The organism is Amycolatopsis mediterranei (assembly GCF_026017845.1).
Lineage (GTDB): Bacteria > Actinomycetota > Actinomycetes > Mycobacteriales > Pseudonocardiaceae > Amycolatopsis > Amycolatopsis mediterranei.
The window spans coordinates 9,567,377-9,589,496 of the sequence record NZ_CP100416.1; the positions used below are offsets into that span (position 1 = coordinate 9,567,377).

26 protein-coding genes are annotated in these 22,120 nt (G+C 71.4%); 13 read left to right on the forward strand and 13 right to left on the reverse strand.

Annotated elements, in window-relative coordinates:
• Positions 1–38: 38 nt before the first annotated feature.
• Complete coding sequence (locus ISP_RS43295; RefSeq protein ID WP_013230108.1) at positions 39–761, reverse strand: GntR family transcriptional regulator; 723 nt, start codon at positions 759–761, stop codon at positions 39–41.
• A gap of 117 nt (positions 762–878) precedes the next feature.
• On the opposite strand from ISP_RS43295, the gene ISP_RS43300 reads away from it, so the two are divergent.
• From ISP_RS43300 to ISP_RS43320, 5 genes are read left to right on the forward strand one after another with little or no spacing between them, the layout of a single operon-like run.
• Positions 879–2,123, forward strand: coding sequence for an MFS transporter (locus ISP_RS43300; protein WP_013230109.1), 1,245 nt, complete (start codon positions 879–881; stop codon positions 2,121–2,123).
• 10 nt (positions 2,124–2,133) lie between these two features.
• Positions 2,134–2,928 (forward strand): putative hydro-lyase, encoded by a 795-nt coding sequence (locus ISP_RS43305; RefSeq protein ID WP_013230110.1) that lies wholly within the window; start codon positions 2,134–2,136, stop codon positions 2,926–2,928.
• 1 nt (position 2,929) lies between these two features.
• The gene (locus tag ISP_RS43310) at positions 2,930–3,682 is read left to right on the forward strand and encodes a LamB/YcsF family protein (RefSeq protein ID WP_013230111.1); all 753 of its coding nucleotides are present in this window, start codon (positions 2,930–2,932) and stop codon (positions 3,680–3,682) included.
• A complete protein-coding gene (locus tag ISP_RS43315; RefSeq protein WP_013230112.1) occupies positions 3,679–4,290 on the forward strand; it encodes a 5-oxoprolinase subunit B family protein in 612 nt (203 codons plus the stop codon). The genes ISP_RS43310 and ISP_RS43315 overlap by 4 nt, the downstream gene beginning before the upstream one ends.
• On the forward strand, positions 4,287–5,120 hold the full coding sequence (locus tag ISP_RS43320) for a 5-oxoprolinase subunit C family protein (RefSeq protein ID WP_013230113.1): 834 nt from the start codon (positions 4,287–4,289) through the stop codon (positions 5,118–5,120). Before ISP_RS43315 ends, ISP_RS43320 begins: the two co-directional genes overlap by 4 nt.
• 33 nt (positions 5,121–5,153) lie before the next feature.
• Here the strand turns inward: ISP_RS43320 and ISP_RS43325 are convergent, their stop codons facing one another.
• Together ISP_RS43325 and ISP_RS43330 are read right to left on the reverse strand one after the other, a co-directional pair.
• On the reverse strand, positions 5,154–5,393 hold the full coding sequence (locus ISP_RS43325; protein ID WP_013230114.1) for a hypothetical protein: 240 nt from the start codon (positions 5,391–5,393) through the stop codon (positions 5,154–5,156).
• Positions 5,386–5,739 carry a hypothetical protein gene (locus tag ISP_RS43330; RefSeq protein WP_013230115.1) on the reverse strand — a complete coding sequence of 118 codons (354 nt, stop codon included), beginning with the start codon at positions 5,737–5,739 and terminating at the stop codon, positions 5,386–5,388. Before ISP_RS43330 ends, ISP_RS43325 begins: the two co-directional genes overlap by 8 nt.
• An 83-nt stretch (positions 5,740–5,822) precedes the next feature.
• On the opposite strand from ISP_RS43330, the gene ISP_RS43335 reads away from it, so the two are divergent.
• A complete protein-coding gene (locus ISP_RS43335) occupies positions 5,823–6,404 on the forward strand; it encodes an ArsR/SmtB family transcription factor (RefSeq protein WP_013230116.1) in 582 nt (193 codons plus the stop codon).
• On the opposite strand, the gene ISP_RS43340 is transcribed toward ISP_RS43335, so the two are convergent.
• The 6 genes from ISP_RS43340 to ISP_RS43365 form a co-directional block, all read right to left on the reverse strand.
• Positions 6,401–7,027, reverse strand: a complete 627-nt coding sequence (locus tag ISP_RS43340) for an alpha-ketoglutarate-dependent dioxygenase AlkB family protein (protein WP_014467775.1) — start codon at positions 7,025–7,027, stop codon at positions 6,401–6,403. The two genes, ISP_RS43335 and ISP_RS43340, sit on opposite strands and share 4 nt — an antisense overlap.
• A 311-nt stretch (positions 7,028–7,338) precedes the next feature.
• Complete coding sequence (locus tag ISP_RS43345; protein ID WP_176742197.1) at positions 7,339–8,397, reverse strand: alcohol dehydrogenase catalytic domain-containing protein; 1,059 nt, start codon at positions 8,395–8,397, stop codon at positions 7,339–7,341.
• Positions 8,398–8,426: 29 nt separating this feature from the next.
• Positions 8,427–8,759: a hypothetical protein gene (locus ISP_RS43350; protein WP_014467777.1), complete on the reverse strand. Its 333-nt coding sequence runs from the start codon at positions 8,757–8,759 to the stop codon at positions 8,427–8,429.
• Positions 8,760–8,831: 72 nt separating this feature from the next.
• Entirely contained in the window at positions 8,832–9,650 is an 819-nt protein-coding gene (locus ISP_RS43355; protein ID WP_013230120.1) for an LLM class flavin-dependent oxidoreductase, read from the reverse strand.
• Positions 9,651–9,793: 143 nt separating this feature from the next.
• Positions 9,794–10,477, reverse strand: coding sequence for a metal-dependent transcriptional regulator (locus tag ISP_RS43360; RefSeq protein WP_013230121.1), 684 nt, complete (start codon positions 10,475–10,477; stop codon positions 9,794–9,796).
• 40 nt (positions 10,478–10,517) lie between these two features.
• Complete coding sequence (locus ISP_RS43365) at positions 10,518–10,958, reverse strand: GNAT family N-acetyltransferase (RefSeq protein ID WP_013230122.1); 441 nt, start codon at positions 10,956–10,958, stop codon at positions 10,518–10,520.
• A 20-nt stretch (positions 10,959–10,978) separates the two neighbouring features.
• Between ISP_RS43365 and ISP_RS43370 the strand changes: the two genes are divergently transcribed.
• A complete protein-coding gene (locus ISP_RS43370) occupies positions 10,979–11,335 on the forward strand; it encodes a hypothetical protein (protein ID WP_230468619.1) in 357 nt (118 codons plus the stop codon).
• Between the two features lie 4 nt (positions 11,336–11,339).
• On the opposite strand, the gene ISP_RS43375 is transcribed toward ISP_RS43370, so the two are convergent.
• Entirely contained in the window at positions 11,340–12,941 is a 1,602-nt protein-coding gene (locus ISP_RS43375) for an amidohydrolase (protein WP_013230124.1), read from the reverse strand.
• 102 nt (positions 12,942–13,043) lie between these two features.
• On the opposite strand from ISP_RS43375, the gene ISP_RS43380 reads away from it, so the two are divergent.
• The 4 genes from ISP_RS43380 to ISP_RS43395 are packed head-to-tail and all read left to right on the forward strand — an operon-like array spanning position 13,044 to position 16,312.
• Complete coding sequence (locus ISP_RS43380; protein WP_013230125.1) at positions 13,044–13,781, forward strand: enoyl-CoA hydratase/isomerase family protein; 738 nt, start codon at positions 13,044–13,046, stop codon at positions 13,779–13,781.
• Positions 13,778–15,301 carry an ATP-dependent acyl-CoA ligase gene (locus ISP_RS43385; RefSeq protein WP_013230126.1) on the forward strand — a complete coding sequence of 508 codons (1,524 nt, stop codon included), beginning with the start codon at positions 13,778–13,780 and terminating at the stop codon, positions 15,299–15,301. The genes ISP_RS43380 and ISP_RS43385 overlap by 4 nt, the downstream gene beginning before the upstream one ends.
• On the forward strand, positions 15,292–15,933 hold the full coding sequence (locus tag ISP_RS43390; RefSeq protein ID WP_034284095.1) for a TetR/AcrR family transcriptional regulator: 642 nt from the start codon (positions 15,292–15,294) through the stop codon (positions 15,931–15,933). Before ISP_RS43385 ends, ISP_RS43390 begins: the two co-directional genes overlap by 10 nt.
• A 58-nt stretch (positions 15,934–15,991) precedes the next feature.
• Positions 15,992–16,312 carry a hypothetical protein gene (locus tag ISP_RS43395; protein WP_013230128.1) on the forward strand — a complete coding sequence of 107 codons (321 nt, stop codon included), beginning with the start codon at positions 15,992–15,994 and terminating at the stop codon, positions 16,310–16,312.
• A gap of 121 nt (positions 16,313–16,433) precedes the next feature.
• Here the strand turns inward: ISP_RS43395 and ISP_RS43400 are convergent, their stop codons facing one another.
• Complete coding sequence (locus ISP_RS43400) at positions 16,434–17,603, reverse strand: acyl-CoA dehydrogenase family protein (protein ID WP_013230129.1); 1,170 nt, start codon at positions 17,601–17,603, stop codon at positions 16,434–16,436.
• Positions 17,604–17,733: 130 nt separating this feature from the next.
• Here ISP_RS43400 and ISP_RS43405 point away from each other — a divergent pair, with 130 nt between their 5' ends.
• The gene (locus ISP_RS43405; protein ID WP_014467778.1) at positions 17,734–18,420 is read left to right on the forward strand and encodes a 4'-phosphopantetheinyl transferase family protein; all 687 of its coding nucleotides are present in this window, start codon (positions 17,734–17,736) and stop codon (positions 18,418–18,420) included.
• Here ISP_RS43405 and ISP_RS43410 read toward each other — a convergent pair.
• Positions 18,417–19,634: an isochorismate synthase gene (locus ISP_RS43410; RefSeq protein WP_013230131.1), complete on the reverse strand. Its 1,218-nt coding sequence runs from the start codon at positions 19,632–19,634 to the stop codon at positions 18,417–18,419. The genes ISP_RS43405 and ISP_RS43410 overlap by 4 nt on opposite strands.
• Before the next feature lie 84 nt (positions 19,635–19,718).
• Positions 19,719–20,030, reverse strand: a complete 312-nt coding sequence (mihF, locus tag ISP_RS43415) for an integration host factor, actinobacterial type (RefSeq protein ID WP_026468624.1) — start codon at positions 20,028–20,030, stop codon at positions 19,719–19,721.
• Between the two features lie 444 nt (positions 20,031–20,474).
• On the opposite strand from mihF, the gene ISP_RS43420 reads away from it, so the two are divergent.
• Positions 20,475–22,103, forward strand: coding sequence for a long-chain fatty acid--CoA ligase (locus ISP_RS43420; RefSeq protein ID WP_013230133.1), 1,629 nt, complete (start codon positions 20,475–20,477; stop codon positions 22,101–22,103).
• Positions 22,104–22,120: the final 17 nt, after the last annotated feature.

Below are 22,120 nucleotides of genomic sequence, written 5' to 3' on the forward strand. Positions count from 1 at the left end.
GCTCGGGCCGTCCGGACGTCAAGCCTGCCCGAACTGACCTATTCCGCCGCGCTGGCCGCGCGGGCTGCCTCGGCACGGTCGGCGTACGCGCCCACCAGCTGTTCCTCGGCGTCGTCGAGGTACTTCAGCAGCAGCTGCTCCGCGCCCGGGCCGTCGCCGGCCTCGATGCGGTCGAGGATTTCGTGGTTGCGCGGCAGGTAGCGCTCGTGGAAGCGCCGCGGCTCGGCCATGATGTGGAACACCAGCCGCAGCTCGGCGGTCAGCCGCCCGACCAGCTCGTTCACCCGCTCGCTGCCGGACAGCGCGGCGAGCTCCTGGTGGAACCAGACGTTCGCGGTGCCCAGGTCCTTCCAGTTGCCGGTGCGCGCGGCCTCGTCCCCGATGTCGACCTTCTCCTTGATCCGCGCGAAGGTCGCCGGCTTGGCCCGCACCCCGCGGACCGCGGCACATTCGATGATCTTGCGCACCCGGTAGATGTCGACGACGTCCTCGACGCTCGGGATGCGGACGAAGACCCCGCGGTTGAGCTCGTGGGCGAGCAGGCGCTCGTGCGTGAGCAGCCGGAACGCCTCACGCAGCGTGTTGCGGGAGACGCCGAGGGCGTTGCCGATGTCCTGCTCCGACAGCCGGCCGCCGGGGAGGAAGAACCCTTCCGCGATCCGCTTGCGGAGGACGCCGGCGACCCGCTCGGCCGTGCTCTTGCGGGTGACCAGGCCGCGGTCGGCCTCCAGGCCCGGGACCACGTCGTCTTCGATGACCACGGCACCGAGAGTACCCGGCACCCAGAGGACGATCCAACTAGCCTCTTGTGGAATTGTTCAACAATCCTTACCGTGTGAGGCACGCCACGATGAGAGACACTGGCCAGGAGGTGCCCCATGACTGCCACTACCGCTACCGAGGCCCGGCCGTTCGACTGGTTCCGCACGCTGGGAAAACGGGGCCGCCGCGCCTTCGTGGGCGCGTTCGGCGGGTACGGCCTGGACTCGTTCGACTACCAGACCCTGCCGCTCGGCCTGGCCGCGATCACCGCGTACTTCGGTATCTCGAGCGGTGAAGCCGGCCTGCTCGGCACGACGACGCTGGTCGTGTCGGCCGTCGGCGGGGTCGGGGCCGGCATGCTGGCCGACCGGATCGGCCGCGTCCGGACGCTGCAGATCACCATCGCGATGTACACGATCTTCACCGTGCTCTGCGGGTTCGCGCCCAACTTCGAGACGCTGCTGATCTTCCGCGCGCTCCAGGGCCTGGGCTTCGGCGGCGAGTGGGCGGCCGGCGCGGCACTGGTCGCCGAGTATTCGCAGGCGAAGTACCGTGGCCGGACCGTGGCGTTCGTGCAGAGCGCGTGGGCGGTCGGCTGGGGCCTGTCGGTGATCGTCTACACCGTCGTGTTCAGCGTGGCGAGCGACGCCGTGGCCTGGCGGATCATGTTCTGGACCGGCGTCATCCCGGCCCTGCTCGTGCTGTGGGTCCGCAAGAGCGTCAAAGATGCCCCGCGCGCCGAAGAGCGCCTGAAGACCGAGCGTCCGAAGGGCACCCTCGTCCAGATCTTCAAGGGCGACCTGGTCCGCACGACGTTCTTCGCCGCGCTGCTGGCCACCGGCGTCCAGGGCGGGTACTACACGATCTCCACGTGGCTGCCGTCCTACCTGAAGAAGACGCGCGAGCTGACCGTGATCGGCACCGGCGGCTACCTCGCCTTCCTCATCACCGGTGCCTTCGTCGGGTACATCTGCGGCGGCTACCTGACCGACCTGATGGGGCGCAAGAAGACCTTCCTGACCTTCGCGCTGCTCTCGGCCGCGCTGATCGTCGCGTACACGCAGATCCCCAAGGGCGCCAACGGGCTCGTGCTGGTGCTCGGCTTCCCGCTCGGCTTCTCGATGTCCGCGATCTTCAGCGGGTTCGGCGCGTTCCTCGCCGAGCTGTACCCGACCGCGCTGCGCGGCACCGGGCAGGGCTTCACCTACAACTTCGGCCGCGCGGTCGGGGCGATCTTCCCGACTGTGGTCGGTTTCCTGGGCGCGGGCGGCGCGATCGTGTTCGGCGCGCTGGGCTACGGCATCGCGGTGCTGGCCCTGCTCGGCCTCCCGGAGACCCGCGGCATCGAACTCGTCGATTGAGGGGGAACTCATGACAACCTTCGACGAACCCGCGACCTTCACCCCCGCGCAAGCGCGCGAAGCGTTCCGCCGCGGCACCGCCCACCCCACGACCGGCTGGGCCAGCGGCTTCACCCAGACCAACCTGATCGCCGTGCCCGAGGACTGGGCCTACGACGTCCTGCTGTTCTGCACCCGCAACCCGCAGGCGTGCCCGCTGCTCGACGTCACCGACCCCGGCGACCCGGCCACCCGGCTCGCCGAGGACGCGGATCTGCGCACCGACCTGCCGCGCTACCGGATCTGGCAGAACGGCGTCCTCGCCGGCGAGGTGTCGGACGCGACCGGCCTGTGGCGCAGCGACATGGTCGCCTTCTCGATCGGCTGCAGCTTCACGTTCGAGACGGCACTGGCCGCCGAGGGCGTCCCGCTGCGGCACGTCGACCAGGGCCGCAACGTCGCCATGTACGTGACGAACCGGCCGTGCGAACCCGCCGGGCGGCTGTTCGGGCCGATGGTGGTGTCGATGCGCCAGATCCCGGAGGACCGCGTCGACGACGCCATCCGGATCACCCGCACGATGCCCGCGGTGCACGGCGCCCCGGTGCACGTCGGTGACCCGCGCGCGCTGGGCATCGACGACCTTTCCCGGCCGGACTTCGGCGACCCGGTGGACGCGGAACCGGGTGACGTGCCGGTGTTCTGGGCCTGCGGAGTCACCCCGCAGGCGGCGCTGATGGCATCGCGGCCCCCCTTTGCGATCACGCACGCGCCGGGGTACATGTTCATCACCGATCGGTACGACAGCGAATACCGGGTGGGCTGAAATGGATCTGAACAGCGATCTCGGCGAGGGCTTCGGCGCCTGGAAGATGGGCGACGACGAAGCCATGCTCGACATCGTGACCAGCGCGAACGTCGCCTGCGGCTTCCACGCCGGCGACCCGTCGGTGATGCGGCGGGTGTGCGAACTGGCGGCCGGGCGCGGGGTCGCGATCGGCGCGCACGTCGGCTACCGCGACCTGGCCGGCTTCGGCAGGCGCGCGCTCGACATCGCGCCGGACGAACTGGCGGACGAAGTGCTCTACCAGATCGGCGCGCTCGACGCGTTCGCCCGCGCGGCGGGCAGCCGCGTGACGTACGTGAAGCCGCACGGCGCGTTGTACAACACCGCGGCGGGCGACGCCGAGCAGGCGGCGGCGATCGTCGAGGGCCTGCGCCGGTACGACCCCGCGCTGGCCCTGCTCTGCTTGCCGGACTCGGAAATGCAGCGGGAAGCGGAGAAAGCCGGCGTCGTCGCGTACGCGGAGGCGTTCGCGGACCGGGCGTACACCGCGGAAGGCCGGCTCGTCTCGCGCAAGCGGCCGGGCGCCGTCCTGCACGACGCCGGGGCCGTGGCCGACCGGGCGGTGGCGATGGCCACCGGCGGCGGCGTCGTGACGGCCGACGGCGGCAAGCTCGACCTGCGCCCGGATTCCCTGTGCGTGCACGGCGACACGCCGGGCGCGGTCGAGCTGGCCCGCCGGATCCGGGCCGGCCTGACCGCCGCGGACGTCCCCCTCACCGCGTTCACCGGATGACCGTCCGGCTGCTGCCGTGCGGGCGGCGCGCGGTCCTGGTGGAACTGGACGACGTGCTGGGCTTCCAGGCGGCACTGACGCAGTCGCCGCCGGACGGGGTCGTCGAACTCGTCCCGGCGGCGCGGACACTGCTGGTCCGCTTCGACCCGTCGATGACGAACGCGGAACGCCTGGGCGCGCTGCTGCGTCAAGTGTCCCCTGTGGACAGTGTGGCGGCCGACGCGGGCGAGGTGGTGATCCCGGTGGTGTACGACGGCGAAGACCTGGCCGACGTGGCCGCGGAGACGGGGTTGAGCGAGGCTTCGGTGATCGCGCGGCACACCGCGGGGACGTACGTTTCGGCGTTCTGCGGCTTCGCACCGGGCTTCGCCTACCTGACCGGGTCGGACCCGGCGCTGCACGTGCCCCGGCGGTCTTCGCCGCGCACCCGCATCCCGGCGGGCTCGGTGGCGATCGCCGGTGAGTACAGCGCGATCTACCCGAGCGCGTCACCGGGCGGCTGGCGGTTGCTTGGCCGGACCGGCGTGCCGGTGTGGGACGTCGAGCGCGACCCGCCGAACCTGCTGCCGCCGGGCACCCGGGTCCGGTTCACGGCGGTGCCGTCGTGAAGCTCGAAGTCGTCCGGCCCGGGTTCGCGACGACGGTGCAGGACCTCGGCCGCCCGGGCCACGCGGCGCTCGGCGTCGGCCGCTCCGGCGCGGCCGACCGCGAGTCGTTCCGGCTGGCCAACCGGCTGGTCGGGAACCCGGACGACGCGGCGGCCCTGGAGGTCACGCTCGGCGGGCTGGTGCTGCGCGCTTCGGGCGTGACGACGGTGGCGGTCACCGGCGCGGCCTGCCCGCTCTCGAAAGGCGGCCCGAACGGGCCGATCACGTTGTGGCCCGGAGAGGAGCTGGCGCTGGGCACGGCGGTGTCGGGGCTGCGGTGTTACGTCGCGGTGCGCGGCGGGATCGACGTACCGCCGGTGCTGGGTTCCCGGGCGACGGACACGCTCGGGAAGCTCGGCCCGCCGCCGGTGACGGCCGGGATGCTGCTGCCGATCGGCCCGGCTCCGCGGGCGTTCCCGGTGGTGGACCTCGCGCCCCGGGCGGCGTTGCCGGCGGAACCGGTGCTGCGCGTGACGCCGGGTCCGCGTCGCGACTGGTTCACCGCGCCGGACGAACTGTTGTCCACTGTGTACACGGTCTCGCCGGATTCGGACCGCGTCGGCATCCGGCTGACCGGGCCGGCACTGGCCCGGGCGCGCCACGACGAGTTGCCGTCGGAGGCGTGCGTGCCGGGGTCGCTGCAGGTGCCGCCGTCGGGCCGGCCGATCCTGTTCCACGCCGACCACCCGACGACGGGCGGGTATCCGGTGATCGCGGTCGTCGAGGAGGCGGACCTGGATCTGGCGGCCCAGCTGCGGCCGGGCCAGACCGTGCGGTTCCGGGCGGCCTAGCTTTCCTCCCAGCGTCGTGAGCGGCAGAGCGGGTCAGGCCCGCCTGCCGCTCACGACCACCAGCCAGGCGGCGTTCGTGGCTCCGATCGCGAGCCACGCCGCCCAGGCCGCGCCCGGGGCCAGCCAGGTGGTGACGACCCCCAGTGCCACCGTCACCACCACGGGCCACGCGCGCCACCGCCGTCGCGGCCGCCGCTCGGCGAAGTAGGCGTCCAAGGCCTCCGCGACCTGGTCGTCGATCTCGTCGCGCAGCCGCGGGTCCAGTTCAGACATGCGCCGGCACCGGCCGCGGCACGGCGACGGACAGGCACGCCAGCGCCAGCGGCACCTCCAGGCCGGCCATGAGCAGCGAAAACACCACGTCGTCGCCGGCCGTGACCACGTCGAACCAGGCGTCGGCGAGCAGCAGCGTCGCGGTGGCCGTCGCGACCAGCGGCGTCCGCGCATCACCGCGGCTCAGCAGCCAGGCCGTGAGCAGCAGGCCGGCCGCCTCCGCCGTGTCGAAGCCCGTCCAGGCCAGCCGCCAGTGCTGCGCCTGCACGACCTCCGGCAACGTCGTCCCCAGTACCGCGATCCACGGCAGCAGGCACAGCCCGGCCGCCCAGAAGAGCTTCTTCATGCGAACCCCCGAGTTCTCTCTTCCGACCCAAGGTAGCGATTGCAGAGATTCTTTGCAAACAATCTCTGTAGTACGCTCCGGGCATGGTCGAACGTCCCGAAAAGCGCGTCCTGACCGGCGCGGACCTCAAGGCCTTCTACAAGGCGCTGGCCAACCCCGTGCGCCGGGACATCCTCAGCTACCTGGGCAAACACGGCGAGGCGAACTCCACGAGCGTCGCGAAGGCACTGGGCGAGAGCACCGGGACGACCAGCTACCACCTCCGCAAGCTCGCCGACCTGGAGCTGATCGAGGAGCTCGAGAACCGCGGCGACGGCCGCGAGCGCTGGTGGAAGTCGCGGTCGAAGGACATCTACACCCCGCCCGGTCTCGACCTCGCGCCGGACGAGCGCGAAGCGATGCTGAAGCTCGGCGCGCTGAAGCTGAGTCACGACCTGGGCCTGGTCGCCCGGGCCTACGCGGGCTACGACAGCGCCCGCGGCTGGAACCAGATCTACCGCGCCGGGCTGCACCTGACGAAGGAGCAGGTCGCCTCCTTCGTCGAGGAGTACCAGAACCTGGTGTGGAAGTACGTCACCGAGCCGGGACAGCACCCCGAAGGCTCGCGGTCGGTGGCCGTCCGGTTCATCGTGGTGCCGGACGAGGAGGAGTCCGTTGAGGACTAGAGCCCGGACACCCGGAGCGTGATGTTCAGCCGCCCGGCCAGGCCCAGCGCCGGGTCCGCCGTGCCCGGCAGCGTCTTCGGCACGCCGTGGTAGGCCAGTCGGGATGGGCCGCCGAACACGAACACGTCACCCGAACGCAGCTCGACGTCGGTGTACGGCCGGCCGCGGGTTTCGGTGTTGCCGAAGCGGAACACGCAGGCGTCACCGAGGCTGACCGACACCACCGGCTCGAGGCTGCGCTCGTCCTTGTCCTGGTGCAGCCCCATCTTGGCGGTGGCGTCGTAGAAGTTGACCAGCGCGACGTCCGGCGCGTACGCCTCGGCCGGCTCGCCGTACGCGGCCGTCAGCGCGCGGCGGCCGAGGTCGCCGAGCCAGTCCGGGAACGGCAGCACCGGCGTCCCCTCGCCGGTCGTGCGCGAGTAGCCGTACGGGTACCAGTGCCGGCCGAGGCAGACCGACTTCACCGACATCACGCCGCCGTTGGGCAGCCGGGTGTGGCGGTAGCCGGGCCAGCCGCGGCAGGCCGCGACCAGCTCGCGCTGTTCGTCGAAGCCGAGCCAGCCGGGCAGGTGCACGGCGCCGGGCGCGATCTCGGCGCGCGGGCGCGGCAGGAGGGCGTCCATCACCTCGATTGTGCCGGAGACTCCCGCCGCACAGCGGCTTTTCGGGGGGTCCGGGTGGCGGAGCACCCGGCCTGGGCCGAAGCCCCAGATGTCATACGGTCGGTGATCGTCGAGGGCACCACGCGATGACCGCGGAACGTGACGCCCGCGGCAGCGAACTGCCGCAGGAGCCGTCCCAATGGACCAGCGGGACGGTCCTGCGGCGGCATCCCCTCGCTTTGGGCCACCATGAAGTAGACGTTCCCACACCTGAATGTCACAAACCAGCGTGGATCAGCTACGAACGGGTCTCTTGACCGCGGCGCCGCCGATCAGTCACCGAACGTCACGACGGTGACGCCCGCTTGGGCCGGCACGGGGTCGTTCATCGCCGCCAGCGCGGCCGGGACGTCGTCGAGCCCGATGCGCCGGCCGATCAGCGCGGCGAGGTCGATGCCCGCCGTCTCGACCACGCGCAGCAGCTCCGGGTACTCGTGGGCCTGGAGCCCGTGGATGCCGACCAGCTCCAGCTCACCGCCGATGACGCGGTGCATCGGGATCGGAGCGAGGCCCTGCGCGGGCGGCATCAGCCCGGCCTGGACGTGCCGGCCGCGCTTGCGCAGGCTGCCGACCGAGGCCGCGCAGGTCGACGGCGAGCCGAGGCAGTCGAGCGAGACGTACGTGCCGCCGCCGGTCAGCTCGCGCACGTGCGCGGCGACGGCTTCGGGCCCGTCGAACGCCGAGGAATCGACCGTGACCGCGGCACCCGACTTCGCGGCAAGCTGGAGCGCGGCCGGCGAGACGTCGATGGCGACGACCTTCGCGCCCGCCGCGACGGCCAGCAGCACCGCGGAGATCCCGACGCCGCCGCAGCCGTACACCGAGACCCACTGACCCGCGGTGACGCGGCCCTGCCGCAGCACCGCGCGGAACGCCGTGCCGAACCGGCAGCCGAGGGCGGCAGCCTCGGCGGCGCCGAGCGAGTCCGGCAGCGCGACCAGGTTCGTCTCCGCGTGCTCGATGGCGACGCGCTCGGCGAACGACCCCCAGTGCGTGGCGCCGGGCTGGAACTCGCGGTCGCAGATCTGCTGGTCGCCGCGGGCGCACTGGGCGCACGTGCCGCAGGCGCAGACGAAAGGCACGGTGACACGCGCGCCGAGCTCCCAGCCGCGCACGCCTTCGCCGAGCGCGACGATCCGGCCGGCGAGCTCGTGCCCGGCGACGTGCGGCAGCGTGACGGCGGCGTCGTGCCCCTGCCAGGTGTGCCAGTCGCTGCGGCAGACCCCGGTGGCGTCGACCTCGATCACCGCGCCGCCCGGCGCGGCCACCGGCTCCGGCACGTTCCGCACGACGGGCGGGACGCAGAACTCCTCCATCACCACAGCTCGCATGGCGCGAGCCTAACGGCCGTCGACACCGCTCAACTGAGCGCGTGGATCCTCGTCCTGCTCCGTGGCGGGCCGAGGAGTTTGCTGAGCGAGCCGTCCGGCACGTTCAGGATGTCCTCGAGATTCCGCAGGGCCTCCAACGATTCCGGCCGCTCCGGCCGGCACCGTCCCGATTGCCAGTGGCTGAGGGTGGCCAGGCTGACCGTGGTTCCCCTGCCGCGCAAGCGATAGCGGATCCGCTCGAGGCCGAGGCCGCGGGCCCGGATCGCCGCCCGCAGGGCCACGTCGAACGGCCCGGCTGCCAGCAGCCGGCCCAGCTCCGCCTGTTCCCCCCGGTCGATGGTGCGTGTTCGCTGACCGGTCATCACAACGCTCCGAAGCACTCCCGATTACGAAGATTGGAGCGTAGGCGCCGCTTCGCAAGATCGGAAGGGTCCTCACCCACCTGCCTTGCGCGCCTCGTCGGCGATCGCGGCGAACGGTTCCGCGTAGCCGGAGTTGATCGTGACGTAGGAAATCCCCCACTGCTCTCGCCACCGGAGAAGCGTTTCCGTGGCCTGCCCCGGATCCTCGGGCAGAACGGTGACGGCCCCCGCCGCGGCGAGTTCGGGCACGTCGGCCCCGGCCCACCGCGCGATCGCGGGCGACGGTTCCGTCCCGAGCGCCATCAGGTTCAGGCCGAGCTCGATCTCCGGCAGCCGCGGCCCGGCGAGTGCGCGAAATCGATCCACAATGGACGTCGCTTCGGCTTCGGTCGTCGTCGGCGCCCAGCTGAACGTGACGGTGTCGGCTTCTTGCGCGGCGAGCGCCAGCATTTTCGGCCCCCCGCCGGCGAGCATCAACCGGGGCCGGTCCGCTTCGCGCTTGAAGTGCGCGATGGTGGCGGCCATCCGTGTGATGCGCTCACCCGGTGAGGGGAATTCCCGGCCGAGGGTTTCCGCGTGCGCTTCGGCCCCGGGCCGCCCGACGCCGAGGCCGAGCTCGAACCGGCCGCGGGTCTGCCGGTGGAGGGTCTGCGCCTGCCAGCCGAGCGCTCGCGCGTCGCGGAAGGGGTCGGCGAGCACGAAGGTGCCGACGGTGAGATCCAGGGTGACCGCGGCGGCGGCCCCGAGCAGCACGAACGGATCGGCGGTGCCGACGGGATCGGTGGCGAGCAGGGTGTCGAACCCGAGCTTCTCGACCCGCTCGGCTTGGGCGGTCCACGAGGTGAGGTTGGGCGAGTAACCGGCGACGACGCCGAAGCGGAAGGGTTTCATGCAAGCCATGGTCCGGGGCGGCGGCTGGTCACCACATCCGCTTCACGACGTCACCCGCGCGTACGCGTTTCGCCCGACGTCAGGAATGAGTCATTCATGACGTCGGAGGTCAGGAATGAGTCATTCCTGACGTTCGCGACCGCTCAGCGCAGGGTGACCGACAACGCCTGCGCGATCTCCTTGCCGATGGCGTGCGTGGCGGCATCCGGTGGCGACCCGACCTTCACCACCATCGGTCCCCCGAACGGCTGCCGCTCCACCACCTCGATGCGTTCGCCCAGGTTGATCGCGTGTTCCGTCAGGTACCGCAGCAGCTCCGGGTCCGTGTCCCAGACCCGCACGATCTCGCCCACCGCGCCCGGCGGGAGGTCGTCCAGGATCCGGACCGGCAGTTCCTCCACGCTCCCGTCCGGCGCCGGGATCGGGTCGCCGTGGGGGTCGCGGACCGGGTTGCCGAGCTTCGCCGCGATGCGCTCGACCAGCCGGTCCGACACCGCGTGCTCCAGCGCGTCCGCCTCCGCGTGGACCTCGTCCCACGTGTAGCCGAGCTCCGAGACCAGGTACGTCTCGATCAGCCGGTGGCGCCGGAGCACCGACCGCGCCAGGAGCCTGCCGTCGGCGGTGAGCTCGATGCCGCGGTACGGCACGTGGGTGACCAGGCCCAGCTGGGACAGCTTCGTGACCATCCCCGACGCCGAGGACGGGCTGACCTCCAGCCGGCCGGCGAGCGACGCGTTGGTGACCGCCTCACCCCGCTCGACCAGGCCGTAGATCACCCGGACGTAGTCCTCGACCGACGAGGACCTCCGGACCGAACCGTCTCCCATACCGCACACGATACGGGCCCGGGTACTTTCTCGTGAAAGTTCACGGCCGCCAGCGGTAGCGGATCCAGCCCGGGACCGGTTCGGCGCCGAGCTGGGCGTAGAACGCCGCGCCTTTTTCGTTGCCCTCCTGCATGTCCCACTCCACGCGGCCGGTCGTGCGGGTGCGCAGCTCGTCCAGCAGCTCGCCGCCGAGCCCGTGCCGCCGGTAGGCGGGCCGGACGAACAGGTCGTCCAGCCAGATCCCCGGCCGGGCTTCCCACGTGGAGAAGTTCCAGCTGCAGAAGGCGAAGCCGGCCACCGTCCCCGGCTCGCCGGGCGGGGTCGCGATGAGCACCCACGCCTTCGGGTCCGGCCCGAACAGGTGCCCGCTCATCTCGGCGCGGTCCAGCTTCAGGTCGTGGTTGTCCTCGTAGACGGCGTGCTCCTCGATGAGCGCGCAGATCTCCTCGATGTCTTCGAAGACGGCGTCGCGGACGGGCATCTCGCCTCCCCTTTTTGTCGGTGGTGGTCGTTACGGTCGGACGTGGAGGTGGTCGATGTCGCCAGAGGAGAAAGTTCGAGGTCCTGGTCGACGAGTTCACCGGACGCCCGGGCATCACGCCACCCGGGGCGACCGGCGGGTTCGGGCGCTCCGCCCTGCGCGCACAAGGGCGGATCTTCGCGATGTTCGTCCGCGGGCAGCTGGTGCTGAAGCTGCCCGAAGCCCGGGTGGACGAGCTGGTCGAGGGCGGGCACGGGGTGCGCTTCGACGCCAACAAGGGCACCCCGATGAAGGAGTGGCTGGCCCTGGACGCGGGTTCGCGCCAACCCTGGTCCGCGCTGGCCGAGGAAGCACTCGAGTTCGTGGGAAAGAGGTGAATCATCACGCTTGATAACGCAGTTCGCCACCGACGGCGGTGCCTTGCACGCTGAGTTCTCCGGAAGCGAGGTCGTCCAAAGCGGACTCGTCCAGGGGAGAACCGGACAACACGGCGAAGTCGGCGAGCTTCCCGGGCTCGAGCGTGCCCAGGTCACGCTCGGCGAAAGTCGCGTACGCCGATCCGTACGTGTACGCGCGCAACGCCTGCTCCGGCGTCAGGGCCTCTTCGGTTGCGAAGGGCGCGCCGGACGCCGTGCGCCGACGCACCATGTCGGCCAGCGCGAGCAGGGGTGCGCCGTTCACGACGGGCCGGTCCGAGGACGCGGGAAGCACGCAACCCGCGTCGAGGACGCTGCGCAGCCGGTAGCACCAGGGCACGCGAGACTCACCGAGCGCGGCGCGCATGCCGTCGCCGAGCTCGTTGACGAACCGGCCCTGCGGTGACGGGATGAGCCCCAGCGAGGCGAGCCGGGTGAGCTCCGCGGGCTGGAGCACCGCGCAGTGCTCGATGCGGTGCCGGTGGTCCGTGCGCGGCGAAGCGGCCAACGCGGCTTCGTACGCGTCGAGGACGACGGTGATCGCACGGTCGCCGATCGCGTGCGTCGCGATTTGCCAGCCGGCGTCGTGGGCGCGGCTGATCGTGCGCGCGAGCTCGTCCTCGGGCACCTGGAAGTAGCCGCGGTTGTCCGGCTCGCCGTCGAACGGGTCGTGCATCGCGCAGGTGCGCCCGACCAGGGAGCCGTCGGCGAACACCTTCATCGGGCCGACGCGCAGCCACTCGTCGCCGAGGCCGGTGCGCAGGCCGAGGTCGAGGCCGAAGCCGGCGCCGTCGGGCAGGTCGTGCAGCACGCTCGCGGCGACCATCACCGTGCTGCGCACGCGCAGCACGCCGCGGTCGCGCGCCTCCTGGTAGGCGGCCAGCTCGGCCGGTGTCTCGCCGACGAGGCCGCCGCCGATCCCGGCCTCCTGGACGCTGGTGATGCCCTCGGCCAGGTACTGCTCGGACGCCCGCTCGAGCCCGCGCACGACCCGCGAAACCGGCGCCGGGTACGTGAGCGGCCGCAGCAGCAGCTGGGCCTGCTCGCGCAGGAGCCCGGTCGGTGAACCGTCGGCGGAGAGCACGACGTCCCCGCCCACCGGCACGTGGGCCAGGTCGAGCTGGTCGAGCACGGCCGAGTTGACCACGGTCATGTGCCCGGACGTGTGCTTGAGCCGCACGAGCATCCCGGGCGCCGCCCGGTCGAGGCCGCGCCGGTCGGGATGCCCGCCCGCGAGCTTGTTCTGGTCGTACCCGCTCCCGATCACCCAGCTCCCGGCCGGCAGCGTCGCGGCGCGCGCGGCGACGGCGTCGTAGACCTCCTCGACGCTGCGGCAGCCGCTCAGCGGGACGTCGTCGAGGCCCATGCCGAACCACGCCATGTGGTTGTGCGCGTCGTGGAACCCGGGCACGACGAACCCGCCCGCGAGGTCGATCCGCGAGCGCGCCGAAAGCGAGAGGGCGTCGTCGCCGAGGGCCACTACTCTGCCGTGCAGGACGGCGAGTGCGCTGGTGGCGCCCGTGCCCGTCCACACCGTGGCGTTCTCGTAGACCGCATCGACCCGCATGCTCCGCCTTCCTCCCCGCCGCCACCCTCAACGGAGGCGCTTCGCGCCGCAGCAACATTCAGAGGCTATCGATCGATCGATCGAACGTCTAGCATCGCCCTCATGCCCACCGTGGAGTTCGCCGTCAAGGACGGCATCGCGCAGATCCGGCTGAACCGGCCCGAGCGGCTGAACGCGGTCGCCGCCGTCCTGGTCGACGACTTCCTCGCCGCCCTCGACGCGGCCGCCCGCAGCGACGCGCGCGTCGTCGTGCTGTCCGGGGCCGGCCGCGCCTTCTGCGCCGGCCACGACCTCAAGGAACCCACCCCCGCGGGTGACTCGCGGGCCCGGCTGGATCGGCTCCAGGACGTCACGCGGCGGCTGCGCGGGCTGCGCCAGCCGGTGATCGCGGCGGTGCACGGCTACGCGATCGGCGCCGGCGCGGAGTTCGCGCTCGGCTGCGACCTGATCCTGGCCGCCGAGGACGCCGTGTTCGCCTTCCCGGAGGTCTCGCTCGGCCTGAGCGTCACCGGTGCGGCGTCGCGGCTGCTCCCGCTGCTGGTCGGCCCGCTCAAGGCGAAGGAGCTGCTGCTGCTCGGCGAGCGGTTCGACGGCCGGAAGGCCGCGGAGCTGGGGATGGTCAACGCCGCCGTGCCCGCCGAGCGGCTCCAGGCCGAAGCGCTCAGCTGGGCCAAGCGGATCGCCGAGCACCCGCCCGCGGCCGCGGCGATGGCCAAGCGCGTCCTCGACGCGAGCACCGACATCGAACCGGCCCTCGAGCTGGAGGTCAGCCACGCGCTGATCACCGAAACCTCGGCCGCGGTCGCCGCGTCGACGGAAGCCTTCCGGAGCCGGACGTGACGCCGCTCGCCGAGATCGGGACCCTCGCGCAGCTCGTCACGCGGGCCGCCGCGCTGTGGCCGGAGCGCACAGCATGGGTCTTCGATCACCTGAACCAGAAGTTCACGTTCGCCGAGGTCGACCGCGAAAGCTCACGGATCGCCGCGGCGCTGGCCGAGCGTGGCATCGGCCCCGGCGACCGGGTGGCGGTGATGCTGCGCAACGTGCCCGCGTTCCCGCTCACCTGGCTGGCGCTGGCGAAGATCGGCGCGCAGCTGGTGCCGGTCAACACGAACTACCAGGAGTTCGACGGCGCCCACGTCCTCCGCCACTCCGGCGCGAAGCTGACCGTCGCCGCGCCCGAATTCACCGAGCTGCTCGGCCGGATCGGCCTGACCGACGTGCTCACCCCGGACGAGCTCCGCACCGATGCCGAGCCGCCGGAGTTCACGCCGGTGCCCGAGCTGCCGGTCAACATCCAGTACACCTCCGGCACCACCGGCGCCCCCAAGGGCTGCGTCCTGCCGAACCGCTACTGGACGACCCTCGCGGTGAGCCTGGCCACCGACTTCCCCGCCGTCGGCGAGGAGGACGTCATCCTGACCGCCCAGCCGTTCCACTACATCGATCCACAGTGGAATGTCGCGTTGGGACTCGCCGGTGGCGCCACCCTCGTCGTGCTGGACCGCTTCCACCCCAGCACGTTCTGGGCGAAGGTCCGCGAGCACGGCGTCACCTGGTTCTACTGCCTCGGCCTGATGCCGACGCTGCTGCTGCGCCAGGAACCGGCCGAGACCGACCGTGCGCACCGCGTCCGCGCGATCTGCGCGTCGGCGATCCCGCACGACCTGCACGCCGAGCTGGAACGGCGCTGGGGCGTGCCGTGGTACGAGGCGTTCGGGATGACCGAAACCGGCGGCGACATCCGGATGACCGCCGCCGACCACGACGAGACCGTCGGCACCGGCTGCATCGGGCGGCCCGGCCGCGACCGCGAGGTGCTGATCGCCGGCGACGACGGGAAGCCGGTGCCGCGCGGGGAAACCGGGCAGCTGCTGATCCGCGGGATCGGGCTGATGCACGGCTACCACGACGATCCGGACGCGACGGCGAAAGCGTTCGAAAACGGCTGGTTCCACACCGGCGACCTCGCCCGGATGGACGCCGCCGGCCGCGTCTACTACATCGGCCGGACGAAGGACATGATCCGCCGCAGCGGGGAAAACGTCTCCGCCGACGAGGTCGAGCGGGCGCTGCTGCTGCACCCGGCGGTCCGGCTGGCGGCCGTCGTCGCGGTGCCGGACGAGCTGCGCGGCGAGGAGATCAAGGCCTACGTCGTCTGCGACGGCGACCGGCCGGACCCCGCCGAGCTCGCCGCGTTCTGCGCCGGGAAACTGGCCTACTTCAAGGTTCCGCGGTTCTGGGCGTTCGCCGACGCGCTGCCGATGACGCCGTCGGAGCGGGTGGCCAAGGGCGAGCTGCGGAAGGTCGCCGACCCGCGCGCCGGTACCTGGGACGCGAAGGCGGAAGCATGGCTGTGAGCAGCCGCGAACGGGTGCGCGCGGCGGCGGTGAAGCTGTTCGCCGCCAAGGGCTTCCACGGCACCGGCATCCGGGATCTGGCGCAGGAGGCGGAACTCTCCTCGGCCAGCCTGTACCACTACATGGGCACCAAAGAGGATCTGCTCGCCGAGATCATGCACACGGCGCTGAACCGGCTGCTCGACGCGGCCCGCGAGGCGACCGCGGGCGGCGGCGACCCGGTGCACCGGCTGCGCACGCTGGTCGTGCTGCACGTCCTCGCGCACGCCGTCGGACCGGCGGAAACCCGGGTGGTGGACAACGAAGTCGACGTTCTGTCCCCCGCCGCGCGCGAGCCGGTGGTGGCCCTGCGGGACGCCTACGAACGGCTGTGGGCGGCCGCGATCGACGAAGGGGTGGCGGCGGGGGTGTTCCGTGTGGAGCACCCGGCGGTGACCCGGCTCGCCCTGCTCGAGATGTGCAGCGGCGTCGCGAGGTGGTATTCCCCACGCGGCCCGCTGGCGCTGGACGAGCTGGCGGAGCACTACGCGGAACTGGCGTCGAGGGCGCTGGGCTGCACGTCCGCGCCCGGCGTGACCGACTTGCGACGGTGCCGGGAAATCGTCGCGAAAGAGTGGGGCGTGTCCGTTTAGCGGCGCTTTTACCTGTGTACGCCTTGCCCAGACGGCGTGCGTGGGGGACGCTCGAAGGGTGACTGAGGAAACGATCCAACTGGAACTGGACGACTCGGGTCTCGCGCCGGGCCTCCCGGCGCCGGAAAACCCCCGCGATCAGGTGCAGGATGTGCCCTATCGCCCCGTCGAGTTCCGCGATGACGATCTCCCCACCGCCCTGGCACGGTGCTCCGCCTGGCTACGGCAGGCGCAGGAGTGGCTGGGCGAGCCGCTCGACGTCCTGGCCATCCACCTCGACTACGACGACCGTCAGGGTTCGCCGTACTACGACGTGAAGCTCCTGTGCAACGAAGAGGACCTCGCGGGCGTCCCGATCGCCATCCGCAACAAGAAGTAAGCAAGCCGAAGCGCCGTCAGGGCCGCCGGGAAAGGCGGCCCTGACGGCTTCTCGCGTTATGGGCTTCGCCCCGGGCCGGGGGCTCCGCCACCCGGACCCCCGCGAGAAGGTGGTCGCGTTGTCAGCCCAGCGTGCCGCCGACCTTCACGTGCCCCTTGAGCAGGTTGCGGGCGATCGTCCGGCGCTGGATCTCGTCGGTGCCCTCGTAGATGCGCAGCAGCCGCAGCTCGCGGTACCACCGCTCGACCGGCAGCTCCCGCGTGTAACCCATGCCGCCGTGGATCTGCAGGACGCGGTCGACGATTTCGTTGGCCTTCTGGCCGCCGTACAGCTTCGCCATCGACTGCGCGTGCCGCGAATCCACGCCCTGGTCGACCTGCCAGGCGGCGTGCAGCACCAGCCACCGCAGCGCTTCCAGCTCGACACCGGAGTCGGCGATCATCCACTGGATGGCCTGCCGCTCGGCGATCTTCTGCCCGAACGTCTCGCGCGTGTTGGCGTGCTCGATGGCCATCGAGATCAGCCGCTCGCACGAACCGATCGCGCGGGCGGGCAGCAGGTAGCGGCCCTGGCCGATCCACTGCATGGCGAGCTCGAACCCGCGGCCCTCCTCGCCGAGGATCTGCGTCTCGGGGACGCGGACGTCCTGGAAGATCAGCGAAGCCGGGCCCCACTCGCCCATGGTGTCGATGTATTCGGACTTCCAGCCGGCTTCGCGGTCGACCAGGAAGCAGGTGACGCCGCCGTTGGCGCCCTTCTCCGGGTCGGTGATGGCGAAGACCATGGTGAAGTCGGCCTCGTTGCCACCGGTGATGAAGGTCTTCTCGCCGTTGATGATCCAGTCGCTGCCGTCCTTGCGGGCGGTGGTCCGGATGGCCTTGGCGTCCGACCCGGCGCCCGGCTCGGTGATCGCGAAGCACGACTTGCGCTCGCCCGAGATGGTCGGCAGCAGGTAGGTCTGCTTCTGCTCCTCGTTGGCGTGGAACAGGATGTTGTCGGCGGCCCCGCCGAAGCGGAACGGCACGAAGGTCCGGCCCAGCTCGGCTTCCAGCAGCGCGGCCATCACGGCGGACAGGCCCATGCCGCCGTACTCCTCCGGGGTCAGCACGCCCCAGAAGCCGGACTCCTTCGCCTTGAGCTGGAGGTCCTTGAGCTCCTCGCCGGTGAGCCCGGGCTGGTGGGCGCGCTCGCGCCGGAGGACTTCCTGCTCGAGCGGGATCAGCTCCCGCTGGACGAACGTGCGGACCCAGTCGCGCACTTCCCGTTCTTCGGTGCTGAGTGAAAAGTCCATGGGTGAGCTGCTCCTCCGACACTGGCTAAGCGCTTGCTTACCCGAGGGTACCTCTTGAGGCGTGGATAACCCCAGACCTCGGCCGGAATTCGTGACAACGGCTTCCCGGCCCGGAAGGATCGGAGGGGTGATGGAGATCGAGGTCCGCTGGTCGTCGCCGTTGCCCGTCGAAGATCGCTTCATGCGCCTGCTCGACGACGTCGAGCAAGGGCGGTTCGAGGCGTACCGGCAGGAGGCGGACAAGCGACGGTTCCTGACCGGCCGCGTCCTGGCGAAGACGGTCGCGGCCGAGCGGCTCGGCTTGGCGCTCGAGGCGGTGAAGTTCGACGCCACCTGCGAAGACTGCGGCAAGCCGCACGGGCGGCCGCGGATCCCGGGCGCGGACCTGACGCTGTCGATCTCGCATTCGGGCGAGCTGATCGGCGTCGCGGCGACGCCGTCGGTCCCGGTCGGCCTCGACGTCGAAACGGCCACCCGCCGCGCGGACGACGGCCTGATCGAGTACGCGCTGAGCCCGGCGGAGGCCGCGCACCTGGCGGGCCTCGACCCGACGGAGAAGGCGGCGGCGTTCTTCGTCTACTGGACCCGCAAGGAGGCCGTGATGAAGGCCACCGGCAAGGGCCTGCGCATCCCGCTGCAGAGCATCACGTTCTCCCGCTACGACGAACCGGCGAGCCTGGTGTCCTCGGGCGACCCGGCCCTGGACCCGGCGACGACCCGCCTGGCGGACCTCAAGGCCGCGGACGGCTACCGGGCGGCCATCGCGGTGCTGACCACCGAGGACCTGTCGGTGACCGAGGAGCACTGGGTCCCCTAGGCAGGCAGGTCCTCCAAGCCCATCGCCGTCAGCAGGGTGCGGAACTTCGCCGTCGTCTCGGCCAGCTCCGCCTGCGGGTCCGACGCCGCGACGATCCCGCCGCCCGCGTACAGCCGCATCGACGTCGAGGCGATCTCCGCGCAGCGGATCCCCACCGCCCACTCGCCGTCGCCCGCCGCGTCGACCCAGCCGACCGCGCCCGCGTAGTAGTCGCGGTCGAACGGCTCCAGCTCTTGCACCAGGTCGCGGGCGCCCTCGGTCGGGGTGCCGCAGATCGCCGGGGTCGGGTGCAGCGCCGCCGCCAGGTCGAGGGCCGTGATGTCCGGGTCCGCCAGCTCGCCCGTGATGGGCGTCCGCAGGTGCCAGATCGCCGGCGTCGTGACCAGCTCGGGGCCGGCGGGGACGTCCAGCGTCCGGCAGAACGGCCGCAGGGCCTCGACCAGGTAGTCGATCACCACCGCGTGCTCGAGCTGGTCCTTGCGCGAGGTCCGCAGCGCCTCGCCGTTCGCGCGGTCGGTCGCCGGGTCGGCCGAGCGCGGCATCGATCCGGCGTGCGGCGAGGAGAACACCGTCCGGCCGGTCCGGCGCAGCAGCAGCTCGGGCGTGGCGCCGACGAGCGACCGGCCGCCCGGCAGCTCGGCCGCGTACGTGAAGTGCCGGGGATTGCCCACGGCCAGGTTGCGCACGATGCTCTCGGCGGGCACCGGCGCGGCGAATTCGAGGTCCAGCGCCCGCGCCAGGACGACTTTGCGCAGGTCACGCTCGCCCAGGGCGAAGACCGCGGCCCGGACGGCGTCCATGTGCAGCGCGGGCGACGGCACCGCACGCACCCGCGAGGGCGCCGGGAGAGCCTCCCGCGGCAGGGAAGGCACCCCTTCGGACCGGTGGACGGTCCTGGGCACGACGAGGTGGCCCGGCACCTTCGTGTCGGGCCCGGTGTCGAACGGCAGGACGCCGACGGCCAGCGGGGCACCCGTCTCGGCCAGGACGCCGGGGATCGCCGAGGCGAGCCGGCGGGGGTCCGTCTCGGTGACGGTGCGGAGGGTGCCCTGCGCGAGGAGTGCGCGCTCGGCCGTCGTGAAGAGGAAGTCGCCACGCTGGTAGCGGGCGGCGAGGTCGACCGGGGTCGCCGGACTGACCGTTTGCGCGGGATCCAGGGGGGCTTGCCCCCCGGCTGGGGTCTGGGGCTCGGCCCCAGAGGACGCAGAACTCACCAGATGAGCGTCCCAGGCTCCGGGAGATCCGCGAGGGAAGTGTCGCCAGCGACACTCCCCTCGCGGTCAGCTCCTGGTGACGGACTACTTGAGCGCGTCGATGAGCGCCTCGCGCTGACGCTCGCCCAGGCCGGCCGCACGCCGGTCCGGGTCGATGCCGGCCTGCTCGAGCAGGGCGGCGACCTTCACCGCGCCGAGGCCGGGGACGGCCTTCAGCAGCTGGGTGACCTTCGTCTTCCCGATGGTCTTGTTCTCCTTGGCCTGCTTGAGCACCTTTTCGATGCTCTCCTTGCCGGACTTGATCGACGCAAGCAGTTCCGAACGCGCCTTGCGAGCCTCGGCGGCCTTGGCCAAGGCATCGGCGCGCTGCTCCGGAGTCAACGTAGGCAGAGCCAACGTAGTGTCCTTTCCTCTCAGGTCTCCGCTTTCGCGGCCGACAGCTTTTACGAGTGCTTGCTCCTGCAAGCGCTGCTCAGCCGTCTCTTGCCACGGGCCCAGTAAACGCCACCCGCTTCATGGCCGTGCAACCGACACGCACTTATTACCCCCGGAGGTGATGCCGGGCAACCCGCTCCGGCCTGCGGAAACGCTCCCAAGAAGTGGGCCGCGTGGCCTCTCTCACCCGGAAGTGGAGTCTCCGTTACGCCCTGTTCTCGTGCACATTTCCTCGCACATAAGGAAAAGCCGATAAATTGATGATCTTGATCATCGTCCGGTCGTCGCCCGATCGCGCGACGACCGTGACCGAACGGAGCCGTAGTTGACCATGCCCGCTTCACCCGATCCGCACTAGAGTCGGCGCAACCCCAGTTCACCGGCGAGCGACCCCCGGGAGCGACCATGTTGAGCACCATGCAGGACGGCCGGCTGTCGCTGGCGAACCTGCTCCGCCACGGCACGTCGGTGCACTCGGCGAGCGAAGTCATCACCTGGACCGGTTCAGAAGCCCGCCGGGAGAGCTACCGCGAACTCGGCCGCAACTCCGCGCGGCTGGCGAACGCCCTCAAGAGCCTCGGCGTGACCGGTGACCAGCGCGTCGGCACGTTCATGTGGAACAACGCCGAGCACATGGCCGCCTACCTGGCCGTGCCGGCGATGGGCGCCGTGCTGCACACCCTGAACATCCGCCTGTTCCCCGAGCAGCTGACCTTCGTCGCCAACCACGCCGAGGACCAGGTCGTCATCGTCGACGGCACGCTCGTCCCGCTGCTGGCGAAGCAGCTACCGGAGTTCAAGACGGTCCGGCACGTCATCGTGGCCAACGGCGACGCCGCGGCCCTGGAGGCTCCGGCCGGCGTCGAAGTGCACGCTTACGACGCACTGCTGGCCGCCCAGCCGGACACCTTCGACTGGCCGGACGTCGACGAACGCTCCGCCGCCGCGATGTGTTACACCTCGGGCACGACGGGTGACCCCAAGGGCGTCGCCTATTCACACCGGTCGATCTGGCTGCACTCGATGCAGGTCTGCATGAGCGACAGCATGAACCTCGCGCAGAGCGACAAGGCCCTGTCCATCGTGCCGATGTTCCACGCGATGGCGTGGGGCCTGCCGTACGCGTCGCTGATGGTCGGCGCGTCGCTGCTGATGCCGGACCGGTTCCTCCAGCCGGCGCCGATCGCCGCCATGCTGGCCGCCGAGAAGCCGACGTTCGCCGGCGCCGTCCCGACCGTCTGGCAGGGCCTGCTCGCCCACCTCGAAGCGCACCCGCAGGATATCTCCCACCTGCGCGAAGTCGTCGTCGGCGGGTCGGCGGTGCCGCCGTCGCTGATGCACGCCTTCGAGGAGCGCCACCACGTCCGGATCCTGCACGCCTGGGGCATGACCGAGACGTCGCCGCTGGGCAGCGTCGCGCGGCCGCCCGCGTCCGCGACCGGCGACGAAGCCTGGCGCTACCGCTACACGCAGGGCCGGTTCCCGGCGTCCGTGCGGGCCCGGCTGATCGGCGACTCCGGCGAAGTACTGCCGTGGGACAACGAGGCCGTCGGCGAGCTCGAGGTCCAGGGCCCGTGGATCGCGGCGTCCTACAACGGTGGGCAGGACGTCGACCCGGAGAAGTTCCACGACGGCTGGCTGCGCACCGGCGACGTCGGCAAGATCAGCCCGGACGGCTACCTCACGCTGACCGACCGTGCCAAGGACGTCATCAAGTCCGGCGGCGAGTGGATCTCCTCGGTCGACCTGGAGAACCAGGTGATGGGCCACCCGGCGGTGGCCGAGGCCGCGGTCGTCGGCATCCCCGACGAGAAGTGGGACGAGCGGCCGCTGGTCGCCGTCGTGCTCAAGGAAGGGCAGAGCGTCACGCCGGAGGAGCTGCGGGACTACCTGTCCGACAAGGTCGCCAAGTGGCAGCTGCCGGAGAACTGGACGTTCGTCGACGAGGTGCCCAAGACCAGCGTCGGCAAGTTCGACAAGAAGCGGATCCGCGCGTCCTACTCCGAGGGAAAGCTCGACATCGCGCAGCTCTAACGGGTAAATCTCCGGCG

Coding starts and splice junctions, on each gene's coding strand:
- ISP_RS43300 (WP_013230109.1), top strand. CDS start 879: ATGACTGCCACTACCGCTACCGAGGCCCGGCCGTTCGACTGGTTCCGC.
- ISP_RS43305 (WP_013230110.1), top strand. CDS start 2,134: ATGACAACCTTCGACGAACCCGCGACCTTCACCCCCGCGCAAGCGCGC.
- ISP_RS43310 (WP_013230111.1), top strand. CDS start 2,930: ATGGATCTGAACAGCGATCTCGGCGAGGGCTTCGGCGCCTGGAAGATG.
- ISP_RS43315 (WP_013230112.1), top strand. CDS start 3,679: ATGACCGTCCGGCTGCTGCCGTGCGGGCGGCGCGCGGTCCTGGTGGAA.
- ISP_RS43325 (WP_013230114.1), bottom strand. CDS start 5,393: ATGTCTGAACTGGACCCGCGGCTGCGCGACGAGATCGACGACCAGGTC.
- ISP_RS43330 (WP_013230115.1), bottom strand. CDS start 5,739: ATGAAGAAGCTCTTCTGGGCGGCCGGGCTGTGCCTGCTGCCGTGGATC.
- ISP_RS43335 (WP_013230116.1), top strand. CDS start 5,823: ATGGTCGAACGTCCCGAAAAGCGCGTCCTGACCGGCGCGGACCTCAAG.
- ISP_RS43340 (WP_014467775.1), bottom strand. CDS start 7,027: ATGGACGCCCTCCTGCCGCGCCCGCGCGCCGAGATCGCGCCCGGCGCC.
- ISP_RS43345 (WP_176742197.1), bottom strand. CDS start 8,397: ATGCGAGCTGTGGTGATGGAGGAGTTCTGCGTCCCGCCCGTCGTGCGG.
- ISP_RS43350 (WP_014467777.1), bottom strand. CDS start 8,759: ATGACCGGTCAGCGAACACGCACCATCGACCGGGGGGAACAGGCGGAG.
- ISP_RS43355 (WP_013230120.1), bottom strand. CDS start 9,650: ATGAAACCCTTCCGCTTCGGCGTCGTCGCCGGTTACTCGCCCAACCTC.
- ISP_RS43360 (WP_013230121.1), bottom strand. CDS start 10,477: ATGGGAGACGGTTCGGTCCGGAGGTCCTCGTCGGTCGAGGACTACGTC.
- ISP_RS43365 (WP_013230122.1), bottom strand. CDS start 10,958: ATGCCCGTCCGCGACGCCGTCTTCGAAGACATCGAGGAGATCTGCGCG.
- ISP_RS43375 (WP_013230124.1), bottom strand. CDS start 12,941: ATGCGGGTCGATGCGGTCTACGAGAACGCCACGGTGTGGACGGGCACG.
- ISP_RS43380 (WP_013230125.1), top strand. CDS start 13,044: ATGCCCACCGTGGAGTTCGCCGTCAAGGACGGCATCGCGCAGATCCGG.
- ISP_RS43390 (WP_034284095.1), top strand. CDS start 15,292: ATGGCTGTGAGCAGCCGCGAACGGGTGCGCGCGGCGGCGGTGAAGCTG.
- ISP_RS43400 (WP_013230129.1), bottom strand. CDS start 17,603: ATGGACTTTTCACTCAGCACCGAAGAACGGGAAGTGCGCGACTGGGTC.
- ISP_RS43405 (WP_014467778.1), top strand. CDS start 17,734: ATGGAGATCGAGGTCCGCTGGTCGTCGCCGTTGCCCGTCGAAGATCGC.
- ISP_RS43420 (WP_013230133.1), top strand. CDS start 20,475: ATGTTGAGCACCATGCAGGACGGCCGGCTGTCGCTGGCGAACCTGCTC.